7 protein-coding genes are annotated in these 15,304 nt (G+C 62.6%); all 7 read right to left on the bottom strand.

Translation table 11 applies throughout. The annotated features are described in order from the left end of the window. Nucleotides 1-40: 40 nt before the first annotated feature. Nucleotides 41-2,725, bottom strand: a complete 2,685-nt coding sequence (locus tag KVT38_RS14080; RefSeq protein WP_217594363.1) for an alpha-L-rhamnosidase — start codon at nucleotides 2,723-2,725, stop codon at nucleotides 41-43. After that, complete coding sequence (locus tag KVT38_RS14075) at nucleotides 2,718-5,696, bottom strand: glycoside hydrolase family 2 protein (protein ID WP_217594362.1); 2,979 nt, start codon at nucleotides 5,694-5,696, stop codon at nucleotides 2,718-2,720. The genes KVT38_RS14080 and KVT38_RS14075 overlap by 8 nt, the downstream gene beginning before the upstream one ends. Nucleotides 5,697-5,800: 104 nt before the next feature. Beyond that, nucleotides 5,801-7,588, bottom strand: a complete 1,788-nt coding sequence (locus KVT38_RS14070; RefSeq protein WP_217594361.1) for an extracellular solute-binding protein — start codon at nucleotides 7,586-7,588, stop codon at nucleotides 5,801-5,803. A gap of 98 nt (nucleotides 7,589-7,686) precedes the next feature. Further along, nucleotides 7,687-8,628 carry a carbohydrate ABC transporter permease gene (locus KVT38_RS14065; protein WP_217594360.1) on the bottom strand — a complete coding sequence of 314 codons (942 nt, stop codon included), beginning with the start codon at nucleotides 8,626-8,628 and terminating at the stop codon, nucleotides 7,687-7,689. A 26-nt stretch (nucleotides 8,629-8,654) separates the two neighbouring features. Further along, a complete protein-coding gene (locus KVT38_RS14060) occupies nucleotides 8,655-9,599 on the bottom strand; it encodes an ABC transporter permease (RefSeq protein ID WP_217594359.1) in 945 nt (314 codons plus the stop codon). Between the two features lie 1,110 nt (nucleotides 9,600-10,709). Continuing rightward, a complete protein-coding gene (locus KVT38_RS35375; protein WP_217594358.1) occupies nucleotides 10,710-10,934 on the bottom strand; it encodes an early set domain-containing protein in 225 nt (74 codons plus the stop codon). After that, on the bottom strand, nucleotides 10,882-15,279 hold the full coding sequence (locus KVT38_RS14050) for a chitobiase/beta-hexosaminidase C-terminal domain-containing protein (RefSeq protein WP_217594357.1): 4,398 nt from the start codon (nucleotides 15,277-15,279) through the stop codon (nucleotides 10,882-10,884). Before KVT38_RS14050 ends, KVT38_RS35375 begins: the two co-directional genes overlap by 53 nt. Between the last annotated feature and the right edge of the window lie 25 nt (nucleotides 15,280-15,304).

Genomic DNA, 15,304 nt, shown 5'->3' with positions numbered 1-15,304 from the left:
ACGCCATCAAGCGTAAAGGAATCCCGTCGTCTTGTAAAGTTTATTCTGCCGCTGCGGCCCAAGACGCGACGACAAAAGCATGACGCCCCGGACCGACCCGGCGCTCGTCGTCCGAAGGCGCGCCAGGCCCGAGCTGCGGCAGTAAGACAATCGCCGTCGCACCTTCCGGAACCTCGACTTCAAGCTTGATCGCGTCCCCATCCTTGCGCCATTCCGATACGATCTCGCCTTTCACCGTCCTCAACCGGGTCCGTACCCATTGCAGGCTCGCGGGCACGCGCGGACGAATCCGGATCGATCCGTAGCCGGGCGAGAGCGGCTCGATGCCGCCAAGCCGCGTATAAAAGGACGCGCCGACGCCGCCGAACATCGCGTGATCGTGCGAATGCATGCCGCCCTTTTCGCTCCACTGCTCCCAAAGCGTCGTTGCGCCCTGCGCGATCTGATAGCCGAAGCCGGGATATTCCGGCTGCGTCAGCAGCGCAAGCGCCAGATCGATGTGGCCGTGATCCGCAAGCACGTCCATCAAATAGCGCGTGCCGTAAATGCCGGTATCCAGACGCCGGCCCTTCTTCTCGATCGCGGCCAACAATCCGTCGACCGCCTTCCCGACGAAGGCATCCGGCACCATGCCGAACGCCAGCGGCATGAGCTGCGCCGTCTGCGAGCCGCTGCCGTAAATGCCGTTGCCGTCATGGAAGCGCGATTCGAACGCCTCGCCGATCCGGTCCGCCAGCGCCGCAAAGCGCTTCGCATCGTCCAAAAAGCCGCCTGCCTCCGCCGCCTGGGACACAATGCGCGCGAACCGCCAATACAAGGACGAGTTCACGATCGCGACTTCGTTGAAGTAGTTTTCCCAGCCGTCTTCGTTGGGCACGCACCAGTCGCCGAAGCCCTCCTCGACGATGCCGGAAGGCCATTTTGCCGCGAGCGCATCGACGTAAGCGGACATGTCGGGGTAATGCGTCTCAAGCGTCTTGCGATCGCCGTAATACAGGTACAAATACCACGGCAGCGTCACTTTGTCTCCGCTCCAGTCTGGATTGCCGCTGTCGTGGCGAATATCGCCGAGCCATTTGCGGTAATACGCCTGCATGCCGAAGTTGTGAATGGCGGCTTCTTCTACGACAGCGGAATCCATGAGGCAGGGCGTTCGCTCGTCCCGCTGGCAGCAGTCGGTCGGAATGCTGTACAGGTTGTTGAGGATGGACCAGCGCAGATTGCTTTGTACGCGAACGAGCGTCTCGTCCGAGCAACTGAACTCCCCCGCCTCCGGAACGTCTGCATGCACCGGCACCGCGCGCAGCTCCAGCAGATCGGCATCGCCCGTAACTTCGATATAGCGGAAGCCGTGATAGGTGAACCGCGACTCGTACGTCTCTCCTTCGGGACGGCCGCTTAAAATATAAATATCGGTCGCTTTGGCGTTGCGGTTCGTCCACGGGTCGATCGCGCCCTCCGCATTGACGAGCTCGCTGTAGCGCAGTTCGATCCGGGAGCCGGCCGCGCCGCGAACCGACGCGATCGCCCAGCCTGCGATATTTTGCCCGAAGTCATAAACGGCGTTGTCCGCTTGCCGCCGCAGCACGCGAACCGGCTGCATCGGCGCGAACGGCCGGACGGGCGGCTGCCCGCTCCGGACAAGCTCGCCTTCCGGCGGCTCGGCCAGCACGGCCCGTTCCCACGCTTCGGCCGGGAAACCAGGCATATCCCAGCCCGGCTCGACAAGCCGGGCATCGAACGTCTCGCCGTCGTAGATGTCGTTCGCCAGCAGCGGACTCGGCTTGGTCAGCCAGCTGTCGTCCGTCGTCACGGCGACCGTCGAGCCGTCTTCAAGCGTCGCCGTCAGCGCCAGGGCGACCGCTTTGCCTCGCTTCCACTTCCAGCCCCAGCGCGAATAATTCATATTGTAGCCGTTGCCGAGCCAGAGGCCGATGGCGTTGGCCCCGCGCTTCAACGAATCCGTCACGTCGTAAACGTCATACAGCAGCCTGCGCTCGTACGGGGAGTTCGCGGGCGTCAGCACGCGGGCGTCGGGCTTGGCGCCGTTGACGGTGACCTCGTACCAGCCGAGGGCATACACGCTAAGCTCAGCGTGGACGACCGGCGACGGCAGCTCGAATGGCTTGCGCAGCAGCGGACTGTCAGGCGCGACGGGCGCTTCGCAGATCGCCAGGACGTTCTCGTCCAGCCGCAAGCCGCTGCCCGAGCCGTCGATGCGTCCGCCGCCGAACTGGATCGCGGCGGGATCGTAGAACCGGTTCACGTACATGGCGCGCCCGTCCGGCGCAAAAACGCGCAGATCCCGGCAGACGGCGGCCCCTCCGCTGCCGGTACGGAAGCCGATCGTACCGGGCTCGCGTCCGGCTTCGCGCGCCGACAGCACGGTGCGTCCGTCGATGAGCAAGGCGGCTTCGTCCGCATTCCGCTCGAGCCTGATCCTCATGGAAGCCGACGCATTGGAGAGCTCGGGCGCTTGCGCATGCGCTAGCTCTTGACGTTTCCCGTCCGCGATGGCGAACAGCGTTGCGACGCCGGCATCCGCGTCCAGCGCAAAGCCGCTGCACCGGGCTTCGGACCGCACGCCGAACAATAGCTCCAGCGTGCCGGCCTCCAGAACGACGCTCAGTTCAATCGCATATTCGTCCCAATCGAGATGATCGGCGGCGGGGGCGGCGATCCATCTCGCTTTGGCGAACGCGTCTATGCTTGCTTCATTAGTCATGGCTGTGTCCTCCCAGGCTAGGTTCGTTCGCGGACAGGTGATCTTGCGCAAGGCGCGCATCGCATGCGGGAACGGCCGGCGCGTTCCACGCGCTCGCAGTTAGTCCGACAAGCGCCATCCCGGCCGGCGCTTCAAACGGAATTGTCCGCTCCTCGCCGGGACGCAGCCCGATCTCGTTGTCCGACAGGTAGCAGTCCCAGTCGAGTGGAAATCCGCCGAGCGTCACGCGAATCGCGGGTACGGCTCCCGTATTGCAAATGCGGACGTTCCCGCCGTCTCTCGTGCGTTCGACCGACAGCGCCAACGACGTCCGCGGCAGACGGCGCAATGGCGCATCCGGCAGCCCCGCGTACAGCGCAAACGCCTCCTCCGCGACCGCCCCGGGATATTCGTTGCCGTCATGCAGATGCGCCTGCTCGAACGCGACCAGGTCCGTCGTTTTCGGCTGCGCATTGAATTCGTACCACTGATCGGAGATGACGGCGCCAGCTTGATCCTGAAGCCTCACCGCCATCAAAAACGGCGTCACCCGCTCGGCCTCGCCGGGCAGCGCAAAAGCGATCCGCCCCAGCTTAACCCTGCCGTTCGCCTCAAGCTCGACTTCGGAGTGCTCGCTCCACAGTTCGCTTAATTCGCTGTCGTATACGGTCGCAATCGCCGCAGCGCCCTGCAGCGCATGGCCGGTATCGTTGGCGGCATGGAGCTCCGCCTCGAACGTCTCGCCCGGCTGCCAGCCTCCGATCCGCTCATAAGTCGCGAACGCGGCGCGCGGGCTGCACGCCCGTTTCGCCTGATAGTAGGACAGCTTGGGGATACCGTAATAATCGACGACGCCCCAGGAATGTCCGGGGAACAGGTCGGTGAATTTGTAATACCAGAACCCCGTCTTCCCCTCCATCGCCCCGGCGCGCTGAATTTCTGCGGTAAAGCGGATCGACTCGCCCTGCGCGGCTTGGGAATACGCGATATACGTCTCCCAGTCCCGAATCGGACCGTATGCGCCGTACCGCATCACCTTGATGACGTCCTTCAGGGAAAACTGGTGGAAATGCGCTAGCCAGCCGCGGCTGTCCTCCGTCGGCGGCCAGGCGGCCAGCGCTTCCTCCGGCACGAACCGCACGCAGCTTGAACGCTCCGGCATGCTCGGCACGCCGTATTCGCCGTAAAAAACGGACGGCATCGCCAGCGTCGCCGCGTCGAGCGGTTCCCCGCCGTGATATACGTTCCAGTTGTGTGCGCTGCCGCCCCACGGATCGGTCCGGTGGAACGGCCGGGACGGATCGAGCCCGCGGCAGCGGCGGCCGACCAGGTGCAGCGCTTCGTCCGCGCCGCCGTGCTCGCCGTTTTCGTTGCCGCCGCCCCACATGACGAGCGACGGATGATTGCGCAGCCGCTTTACCGATCTCGTCACCTGCCTGTCGATGACGCCAAGGTCGGTATACGGCGCGTCCATCGGTCCCCAGCACAGCGGGAACTCCTGGTAGACGAGGATGCCGGCTTCGTCGCACAGCCGATAGAAGACGTCCTCCTCGACGATGCCGCCGCCCCAGGCGCGCAGCATCTGCACATGCCCTCGCCGCGCCAGGCCGATCAGCCGCGCGTACAGCGCTTCGCGCTGCTCGAGCATCGGGTCCGGCCAGCACCAGTTGGCGCCTTTAATGAACATCGGTACGCCGTTGACGACGAACTGCCAGCGGTAATCGGCTTCCGGGCGGGCGCCCGGCGCAGCGTGCATCTCAACCGTACGCACGCCGAACGTCGTCTCCGTGCCGGCGACCGTGAGCGCAGGGACGTCACTTCCTTGCTTGCGGCCCTTCTCCGCCTCGCGCCCGGAAGCGTCCGTTTCCGCCGAATCGGCGATCTTCACGCTAAGCTTCAAACGATAAAGCGGCTGCTCGCCGTATCCGGCCGGCCACCAAAGGGCGGCTTCGCGCAGCGTCACCTGGGCGGTATAACGGCTGCGTCCGTTCGGCGCTTCAAGCTCGCTTCGAAAACGAACGGCATGCGCCTTTTCGGATTCATCCGTCTGCAGCCGAATTTCGCCTTCAACCGTAACCGGGACAGGCTCGGTCAGCGAGCTGTCGACGCTGTACGAGATGTCCAGCACGGCGCCTTCCGGCCCGAGCGACCGGGTGACGACAAACGGGTCGGAGACCGCAATGTCGGGTTCGGCCGCGAGCCATACATCCTTCCAGATGCCAAGCGAGATCAGATGCCCGTAATGCCAGCCGAAGCCGGGACTGCCTTTTAGAAGGCCGTTCCACGACTGCGGCGCCTGATCGATGCGGACGACCAGCTCGTTGGGGCCGTCGAAGTCGACGAGCCGCGTCACGTCGAGGTCGGGACCGCCGAACATGCCCGCGTGATGGCCGAGCGACACGCCGTTCAGGAACACGGTTCCCGAGTAGTCGATGCCGTCGAACCGCAGCGAGAGGCGGCGCTCCCGCCACTTAACCGGCGCCTCGAAGGAACGCGCGAACCACCAGTCGCTGCGCTCCGCGCGCGTCCTTCTGAACCACAGCGGCGTCTCCTTCGGCTCGCCGTGCGTTTCCAGCTCGTCGATCGTATTCGTGTCCCAGTACGGATCGGCGAGCTCGCCAAGCCCGACGAGCGCGCGCTGCACCGTCGTCGGTACCGTTACCTCGCGCCAGGCGCTTCGATCCGTGCCCGGCGCGTACCACTTTTCCGCCATGCCCCGGCTTGCCTTCGCCTTGCGTCCGAACCAGCCGGTGTTGGGCGCGGGATCGCCCGGATCCGCAGGCTCACTGTCCTGCAAACGCCAGATGCCCGACAACGACAGGCGCTCCGGCCCCGGATTGTCTAACCCGAAGCCGTCTCCTTCGCCGTCGACAAGCCTCGCAATCGTCCGGCGCGCTGGCCGGGATGCCTCCGTTTCGCAAGCGGCGTCTCCGTAAAGTGAGGATTTGCCGTAAGCCTCGTCCTGCAGATCGTCCAAATATCGTTCCGTCATGCTGCGGCACTTCCTATCCGTTAAATTTCTTCGAACGAACAAGGAGCCGAAGCCTATTCGGCTCCGGCTCCCTGTCAAAGCGGCTATGCCGCGCGCGGCAGCCATTATTGCAGGCCGTGCTCCGCTCTCAGTCTTTGGACTTCGTCGTTGTAATATTTCGTGAAATCGTCCGCGCCCGCTTTCTTGAACGCGTCGAGCGCTTCAGCTTTCGCTTTGTTATAGGCCGCTTCGTCCTTCGCCAGAATGATCTTGGCGGCTTGGCGCGTAGCAAGCTCTTTAAGCGAAGCCTCTTTCTTTTTCCAGTCGTCCGTCAGCGTAACGCCCGGCACCGTGTTTTCCTTCAGCACTTGATCCTCGCTCATATTGTCCATCCAGGTCGTGGCGGAGACGAGCTTGCCTTCCTTAATCAGCTTGCCGAACACTTCGCCGGAGTAGCGCGCACCGTAGTGCTCGGCGAAATCCTTCTCAAGCGGCGTCGCCGCCTTAATGAGCGCTTCCTCGGTGTTGAACAGGTTAAGCGGCTGACCGTCCTGCGGATTGGCGACGTCGCCGCCGAGGCCGATGATGTTCAGGTCGAGCGACATGCCCGACGATTCGAGCGGAATGCCGCCGGTCGCCTTGAGTGCCAGCGAGTCCTCGGTCAGCGTCGGCTTGCCGTCCGTCATGTTCCAGTTCTGGCCTTCGACGCCGCTGTACATCGTTCTTGCGCCTTCGTAGGAGTAGATATAGTTCAGGAATTCCATGGCCTTCTCCGGGTTTTTGGAGCTTTTGGAGATGCTGTACGATTTGTCCTGCCAGCCGAGCGGGCGAATCTCGCCCGTCCAGGCGTACTTGCCGCCCGGGATGACGATGAAGCCTTTGCCGTCGTTCGTGTGCTGCGCGTTGAAGTCGCCCATCGCCCAGGTCGCCGGTCCGACGACGATTTGGCCGGAGGTTGCCTTGGCCATGTAGTCGTTGTTTTTCATCGTCAGGCTGTCGGGGTCGAGCAGGCCGCGCTGGTTGGCGTCGAAGTAGAACTTCATCGCCGTCCAGAAGTTGGACGTCTCGTCGGTCAGCGTGCTGATGAACTTGGTGCTGCCGGTCTCGTGCATCGTCAGGTCGCTCGTCACGCCGGCGATGTTGGTGAAAATGATCGGTGGAATCGTATAAGGCCACAGACCCCAATCCTGCCACATCGAGACGCCGTATACCTTTTTGCCGTCGTCGGTCTTCGGATGCTTCTGCACGATCTGATCGACGACGTTCAGCAGGTCGTCCATCGTCTTCACTTCAGGCGCGCCGACTTCTTTGTACCAATCCCAGCGAATCGTCGGGCCGATCGTGATCGGACGGACGAACTCGCCGGACTTCGCCTGAACCTGCGGCGGCAGGAAGTACAGCTTGCCCGTGCCGTTGCTCCAGTTTTTCTTGCTGAATTCGACGACGGTCGGAATGTTTGCGGTGATGTCTTTGCCGTGCTCGGCGAGCAGGTCGTCCATCGGGACGACCAGATTGCCTTCGATCAGCTGCTTCTGGTATTTGTTGACGTCCGAGCGGACGATATCGGGCAGGTCGCCGCTGGCGAGCATGACGTTAAATTTATTTTCGTCGGCCTCGACATATTCGATCTTGACGCCGATCTTGTCGGCGATCGCTTTGGCTACGGGGCTCTCGTTGTACTTGTTCCACTTGGTGCCCGGCTCCATGACCAGCACGCGGAGCGTGACCAGATCTTTGGACGCCTCGCTCGATGCGCTCGGGCTTGCCGCGGCCGAGCTTGCGCCGGCGCTTGCCGGAGCAGATGCGGAAGGCGAAGCATTGTTGCCGTTATTGCCGCCCGAACAGGCGGACAGCAGAAGCGAAGTCGTCGCCAGCATCATGGCTCCCAGCTTAAGGGTAGCTTTCTTTCTCATTGTAACCCTCCTATGAATAGTCGAGATTTATAATTATCGGCGATATCGCCGGATAATCCAAGCTTGTCGGCTGAAAATCGAGTGCGCTCGCTTCAGGATCAACCTTTGACCGCGCCCATCATGATGCCTTTGACGAAGTACCGCTGTAGCATCGGGTATACGAGTACGATCGGCAGTGTTACGAGCATCGTGATCGCCATGCGGATCGACTGCGGCGTCAGCGTGCGGACGAGATCGCCGCGGTTGAGCTGCTCGGTCGTCGCATTGGACAGGTTGCTCGATTGGTTCAGGAAGTTGTACAGCACGAGCTGAAGCGTTTGCAGCTTCGGATTTTCGACGAGAAAGTAGTTGTCGAACCATGTATTCCATTGCCCGACGGCGGCGAATACGGCGATCGTCGCGATGATCGGCATCGACAGCGGGAAAATGATGCTCGTGTAAATCTTGAAATAGCCCGCGCCGTCGATCTTCGCCGATTCCTCGAGGGAAGCCGGCAGCTGTTCGATAAACGTCTTGATCAGAATGACGTTAAAGCCCGCCAGCGCCGTCGGCAGCACGTACAGCAGGAAGCTGTTTTGCAGGCCGTACGTTTTCATCGTCAGGTACCACGGAATGAAGCCGGCGTTGAAGTACATCGTGACGAGGACGAAGCGGTAGATCGCTTTGCGGAACGGCAGCTCTTCCTTCGTGATCAGATAAGCGAAGAACGAGCAGCAGAAAACGGTAATGAGCGTGCCGACGACCGTCCGCGACAGCGATACGATGGCGGCGTCCATAATGCCGGGCAGCTTCACCGTCGTCTGGTAGGCTTCAAGCGAGAAGCCCGCCGGCCAGAAGGTGACGCCCTTCTGCGCCTCGATCGAATCACTGATCGAATAGATGAAGATGTAGTAAAACGGATAAATGGTGGCAAGCACGAGCAGCGCGAGGATCAAGTAGTTGAAAAAGTTGAACGTCAGGTCCTTGTAGTCGATCGGCCGCCTGCGCCGCTCCGGCTTCGAAGCGACGGCTGCCGGCTTGGTTGCGGTAGTCGAATTCATGGGAAAGCTCCTTTCCGGTCAAACGGTCAGACGATGCCTTGGCCGCGGAATTTTTTGGACAGCAGGTTGACGGTGAACAGCAGCACGATGCTGATGATCGACTTGAACATCCCGACGGCCGTGGAGTACGAATAGTCGCCGGTGACGAGACCGAGCCGATAGACGTACAGATCGAGCACTTCGATGCGGTCCGCGACCATGACGTTGCTGAATACGAGATATTGCTCGAAGCCGGCGGACAGCAGATTGCTGATGGACAGCAGCAGCAGCACGATAAACGTCGGCATGATGCTCGGCAGCGTAATGTGCCAGATCGTGCGCCGTCTGCCCGCGCCGTCGACCTTCGCGGCGTCGTACTGCTCACTGTCGATGCTGACGATGGCGGCGAGATAGATGATCGCGCTCCAGCCGACCGACTTCCACAGAAGGAGCAGCGTCTGCACCGTCCATACCCGCTCGTAGTTGCCGAGCACGTCGACCGGCGCGCCGCCGAGTCCGAGTTTCATCAGGAACGTATTGACCGCCCCTTCCGTGCTGAACATGCTGAATGCGAGCGCGTAGACGATGATCCAGCTGATGTAGTGCGGCAGCGTAGACACGGTTTGGACGAGGCGTTTGAACCAGCCGCTGCGCACCTCCGACACCATGATGGCGAACAGCATCGGGATCGGCGCGGTCAGAATCGACAGGAAGCTCAGCGCCAGCGTGTTCATGAGTACGGGACCCATGCGGGGATCGGAGAACATTTCCCGGAACCGGTCGAGTCCTGAGAACGGCGTCTTGGACAACGGAATGCCGGGGTGATAGTCGAAAAAGGCGTAAATCCAGCCGAACAGCGGCACGTAGCTGAAGGCGAAGGCGATAAGGACGAACGGCAATGCCGCCAGCAGCAGCTTGTACCCGTCCTTTCGCCGGTGGCTCGATTTGAAGCGCCGCTTGTTGCCGGCCTGGGTCGCAGTCGTAGTTTCCATAGCGGTTCTCCTTTGCTCCTGTAATCTCTCTCTCTCTTGATGTTCTCATTATAGGAGGCTTAGGAACCGGGTCGAATGAAGGATCTCTCGATCTCGTTGAAATATATAGAGGCGGGTAGGCGGGCACATTGAACGATTTTGTGGCGGGTTGAACAAAAGCGCGGCTGGAGCGGCGCGGCGGAGCTGTAAGCGAGAAAAACGCGGCTGCGGCGGGCGGAACCGGCAGCAACCGTGCTGCAAGCGAGGTTTGCGAGGTTGGAGCGGCGCGGCGGAGCTGTAAGCGAGAAAAACGCGCCTACAGCGGGCGGAACCGGCAGCAACCGTGCTGCAAGCGAGGTTTGCGCGTTTGGAGCGGCGCGGCGGAGCTGTAAGCGAGAAAAACGCGGCTGCGGCGGGCGGAACCGGCAGCAACCGTGCTGCAAGCGAGGTTTGCGCGGTTGGAGCGGCGCGGCCGGGCTGTAAGCGAGAAATGCGCGGCTGCAGCGGACGAAACCGGCAGCAACCGGGCTGCAAGCGAGGTTTGCGCGCTTGGAGCGAAGCATCGGAGCTGTAAGCGAGAAATGCGCGGCTGCGGCGGGCGCAACCGATAGCAACTGGGCTGCAAGCGAGGTTTGCGCGGTTGGAGTGAACGCGGCCGGGCTGTAAGCGAGGTTTGTGCGGTTGGAACGAACGCGGCCGGGCTGTAAGCGAGAAAAGCGCGGCTGCGGCAGGCGAAACCAGCAGCAAACGGGCTGCAAGCGAGGTTTGCGCGGCTAGAGCGGCGCTGCCCGGCTGTAAGCGAGAAAAGCGCGGCTGTGGCGGGCGAAACCGGCAGCAACCGGGCTGTAAGCGAGGTTTGCGCGCTTGGAGCGACGCGGCTGAGCTGTAAGCGAGAAAAGCGCGGCTGCTGCGGGTGCAACCGGCACCAACCGGGCTGCAAGCGAGGTTTGCGCGGTTGGAGCGGCGCGGCTGGGCTGTAAGCGAGAAAAGCGCGGCTGCGGCGGGCGCAACCGGCAGCAACCTTACTGCAAGCGAGGTTTGCGCGGTTGGAGCGAGACTCTTGTGGATTTGGCTGGCAGCAAAAAAGCCGTCTTGGTCTCCAATCTTGCCGGAGACCAGGACGGCCCATCGCTACTTCGTCACTTGCACAATCAGCGTGTCGCTTGCCGTCTCGCCGGCCGCGTTGGACAGCACGGCGCGGTATTCATAATTGCCCGGCGCCCTTCCGGCGATCGCGGTCGTCGCGGCTTGCGCGGAAGGCGTGTTTGCGGTCAAAGACTTCGTATCGATCAGCACGCCGTTTTCATACAGCCGGTACGTGCTGCCGTTCGTCCCCCACCACAAGTTCATCGCCACGTCGTAGCTTCCGTCGCCGTCCCAATTGTTCGCGGAAAGCACGGGCTTGCCGGGCTTCGCATCCTTGACGACGACGGTCAATATCGGCATTGATGAGCTCGGCTCTGTAGCGATAAGTACCGTCGGATCGACCCGATATTTGCGTAGCTGCCGTTTGCGTAGCCGGGGATGCGCTTGCTAGCCGCTGCGTATCGATCAGTGTATCGTTTTCGTACAGCTTATAAACTGTCGCGTTTTCGCCGTACCACAAATTCATCGTTATTTTGTAATCGCCGTCTTGCAGTCCGGTATCGTAGCCGTTGTCGCTGGACAGCACCGGCACGCCCGGCTTCGCCGTAGCTTGCGGCTCGGCCGCAAGGCCCGCGCGCGCCGCCGTCAGCGCAGACAGCGCGGCGTCGATTCGCTGCTGCGTCGCGGCTTCGTCGGCGAGCGCGGCGTCAGCCTCGGCCAGCGCCGTCTGAAACGCGGACCAGCTGCCGGCCGTGTAGGCGGCTTCGTTCAAGCCTTCGGCCGCGATCGCCTCGCGCTTGGCTTGCAGCTGCGTCCGGTCCGACGGCGGCACCGCCTGCTGCACGACGACGCCGTCCAAAAACGCCGTATTGTCGCCGGACGCATTCGTCGTCACGAAACGGATCGCATGATTGCCGGCGCCGGCGGTAAAAATCGGCGTTTCGAACGCTGCGAAGGCGGTTTTGTTCGACGGCGAGAACGAGGCGAGCAGCGTCGTATCGTAATAGACATCGAAGGCGACCTGCCCGCCGAAGTCCCGGCGCGCCGCCTGGAAGACGATCTTGTACGTGCCCTCCGCAAACCGGATCGTCTGGGACAGCTCGCCCTGCGAGCCGTTTTTGGAGGTGAGCAGCGCGGTTTGCGCCCTTTCGGGCGCAGCGGGCGCGCCGAATACGGAGCCGTTCGTCTGCACGCCGGAAAGGCCGTTAAACGTCCAGTCGTACGTCATCGGTCCGACGCGGTAGCTCGTGACGGCCGGCGACTCGAAGCCGCCGTTCGCGAGCGCAGGCACGAACGCTTCGAGCCCCTCGCGCGCCGCCGTCAATGCGGATAAGGCCGCATCCGTTTCGGCTTGCGTCGCATAGGCGTCGGCCAGCACCGCGTCCGCTGCGTTCAGCGCGTTTTGCAGCGCAGCCCAGCTGGCATCCGTGAAGCTTGCCGCCTGCAGATTTTCCGAGACGATCTCGCTTTTCTTGTCCGCAAGCGCGGTCTGGTCCGCTGTCTCCTCGATCAGAATCAGCTTCACGTCGTCGATAAACGCCGTGTTATCCCCGCTCGTCGTCGTCGCGGCGAACTTGATCGTATGGCTGCCGGTCGACGCGACCGTGAAGCCGCCGGTCTTGAACGCCTTGAAGTCCTGCGACGAAGGCGAATAGGAGCCGATCACCGTATTGTCGTAATAAACGTTAAAGCTCTGCTGGCCCCCGAAGCCGCGGCGCGCAGCCTGGAAGGACAGCTTGTAGCGTCCCGCCGGGAACCCGACCGTCTGCTTGATCTCGCCCGCTAGGCCCCCGTTCGTCTGAAGCAGCGCGGTCTGAACGCCTTCGGGCGCGTCCTTCGCGCCGAATACCGATCCGTTCTTTTGAATGCCGGCGCGGTTGTTGAACGACCAGCCGTCCGCAAATGCTCCGGCCTTCACGCCGCTCGTCGCCGTGACCGCAGGCGATTCGAAGCCGGCGTTGAGCAATGCGGCCGGCTCCGGCGGCTTCGGCAGGCCGATCTCGACGGCGTCGATAAAGGCGGTATTGTCGCCCGTATGCGAGGTGGCCTGGAACTTGATCGTGTGCTTGCCGCCCGCCGTCTCGAAACTGTCGGTGCGGAACGTCGTGTAGGAGCCAGAAGGCGCGAAGCTGCCGATCTGCTCGTCGTCGAAATAAACGTCGAACGTCTGCTGCCCGCCGAAGCTTGTCCGGTTGGCGGCTTTGAAGGAAACCTGGTATTCGCCGGGCTTGAAGTTGATCTCCTGGTAGAAGCTGCCGTCGATGCCGCCGTCGGTTTTCAGATACATGCTCTGGGCCCCTTGCGGCGCGGGCGGCGGCGCGAACGCGCTCGTATTGCTGTGCACGCCCGTATGGTCGCTGAACACCCAGCCGTTCGTGAACGGTCCGTTCCGATAGCTCGCGACCGCCGGCTTTTCAAAGCCTGCATTGTAAAAAGTGACCAGCGGCAGCTCCTCCGGCACGTCCGCGCTGTAGTAGCAGCGCTTGGCCGCGCCCGGGTTCGGATCGCCGAAGACGGCGGTCGTGCAGTCCAATCCGTCCGTTGCGATCTTGTAGTTGAACAGGCCGTCTGCGCCGTAGGCGACGATGCCTTCGCCCTCGAAGTAACACTCGCCGCCTTCGTACGCGCAGAACTGATAGCCGTCCGGCGCGACGCTGACGTCGAGCACGCGGTAAAACGCGGACGTCGTGCCGGACGGATCCAGACCGTCTTTGAAGGCGCGGGCCTTGAACAGCTGCGTCGTGGACGTCTTCAAAATGACCGGACGCTCGTAAAGCGGCGAAGACGCGGTCGGCGTGCTGCCGTCGAGCGTATACCGGATCTCTGCGCCCGGCGTGCCCGTCGAGATCGTCACCGCCTCCGACGAATCGTATACGCCGTACGGCAGGCTCAGTACGGGCGCGTCGACGCGCGTCGGCAGCGATCTCGGCGTCACCGTAATGCTGGCAATGTTATAGCCGTCCGGATCCGCCTGGCTGACCGCCTTGATCGCCACCTGGCGTTCCGTATCCACGTCCGGTGCCGTATACAGGCCATTGGCGTCGATCGTGCCGTTGCCCGTCCCGACGACGCTCCAGGTTACGCCGTCCGCATTGTCGACGACTTCCGCGGACAGCTGCAGCGTATCGCCGCCCGTCACCTTCGCTTCGACCGGCGTCAGCGCGACCTGCGTCTGCGACGCCTCGGTCGTATAAATCGCGAAGTTGTAGTCGGCGCCGATCTCGTCGTCGCGGAACGAATCCGTCGCCGCGAAGCTGCCGGAAGCCGGCGGAAGAATCGCGTTGCCGTCTCTTACTACCGCGTCGCTGTATGCGTGCTTCACGAACGTCTTGCCGATCGCAGCGTCGCCGAAGTCGAACGTAATATCTTTCGGCGCGCCCGCCTTGCTCTCGACGACAATCGCGTAGTCGCCGCCGTCCGTCTTGAAGGCGGTCGCGCGAACGTTCGGCGAGCTCGACTGTACGTCGACGACGTCGCTATGCGCAGGCACGTACCGGTTCAGCAGTCCGGCGGAATAGAACGTCCGCTTCGCCGTCAGACCCTGCACGACCGAATCCCACATCGTATAGTTGCCGTTCACGTCGCCGAGCGGGTCGGTGCTCCAGACGCCGTTCAGCTGCCAGACGAGCGCCGACTGCAGGCCCTCGTTCGCGCCGCGGATGACGTAGTTGGCAAAGCCCGAGTTCCAGCCGCTGGCATCGTCGGCGGACCAGCCGAACTCCGTCATCTGCAGCTTCTTCGGCCCGACCGCCGCCTTGCGGGCCGCGATCTCGGCGCCCAGACTTTCGTACGACGCGCCGTACATATGGAAGCTGTAGCCGTCGATATGCGCGTCCGCCAGCGCATGCAGCGCGGTCGTCCAGTCCGTCGCGCTCGTCTCCTCCGGCGCCCAGATGCCGATCCGGTCCCGCAAGCCGTCCGCGGCGAGGCGCTGGCTCACCTTCGTCACGATGTTGGCGTAGTACTGCTGCTGATTCGCCTTATCTCCGCCCGTTTCGAAGTCCCAGCTGCCGTTCGGCTCGTTGTAGAACGTCAAATATTTGATATTGTCGTAGCCGCGCTCGTCGATGAGCTCCTGGAGCGTGTTCGAAGCCGATTCGGCGAAATCGTCCACGTCCGCCGGCGCGCTCGTCCACGGATCGACGCCCGGCAGGCCGAACCAATCGTGGATTTCCTCGCCGTTTTTCCAGCCGAAGTTGAGCCCGATCTCGGTGCCCGCCGCCTTTAGCGCGTCCAAATACGGATACACCGCTTCCATTTCCTCGCTGTCGAAGTCGTAAACGCCCTTTTCTTTTTCCACCCAATCGACCTGGAACCACAGTCTTGCGACCTTCGGCTTGATCGTGCCGATCCGCTTCTTGTCGATCTCCCATTCCGGTCCGTCGTAGCCGTAGCTTGCCGACTTCGGCATAAGCGCGAGCGGCATGACGTTGACGCCGACCCCGAGAAAGTTTGAGTTGACGACGTTGTCCGTATCGATGCTGATTGTAACGTTCTCGGCCGCCGCCGTCGCCGCGGCGACGCCGCTCTCCGTTCCCGCGCCGGCCGGCAGCAGGGCGGACAGCAATAGCGTCGCTGCGCCAAGCGCGCCGAACCTCGATTTTCTGATCATCATCCTTTGGATCGCTCCTTATCAAGGT

The organism is Cohnella sp. GbtcB17 (assembly GCF_019091135.1).
Taxonomy (GTDB): domain Bacteria; phylum Bacillota; class Bacilli; order Paenibacillales; family Paenibacillaceae; genus Cohnella.
This window is presented reverse-complemented; position numbering and strand designations above follow the sequence as displayed.

What these genes read in the sequence shown, in the direction of transcription:
- KVT38_RS14065 (WP_217594360.1), bottom strand. Translation starts at nt 8,628, where the DNA reads ATGAATTCGACTACCGCAACCAAGCCGGCAGCCGTCGCTTCGAAGCCG.
- KVT38_RS14050 (WP_217594357.1), bottom strand. Translation starts at nt 15,279, where the DNA reads ATGATGATCAGAAAATCGAGGTTCGGCGCGCTTGGCGCAGCGACGCTA.
- KVT38_RS14070 (WP_217594361.1), bottom strand. Translation starts at nt 7,588, where the DNA reads ATGAGAAAGAAAGCTACCCTTAAGCTGGGAGCCATGATGCTGGCGACG.
- KVT38_RS14060 (WP_217594359.1), bottom strand. Translation starts at nt 9,599, where the DNA reads ATGGAAACTACGACTGCGACCCAGGCCGGCAACAAGCGGCGCTTCAAA.
- KVT38_RS14075 (WP_217594362.1), bottom strand. Translation starts at nt 5,696, where the DNA reads ATGACGGAACGATATTTGGACGATCTGCAGGACGAGGCTTACGGCAAA.
- KVT38_RS14080 (WP_217594363.1), bottom strand. Translation starts at nt 2,725, where the DNA reads ATGACTAATGAAGCAAGCATAGACGCGTTCGCCAAAGCGAGATGGATC.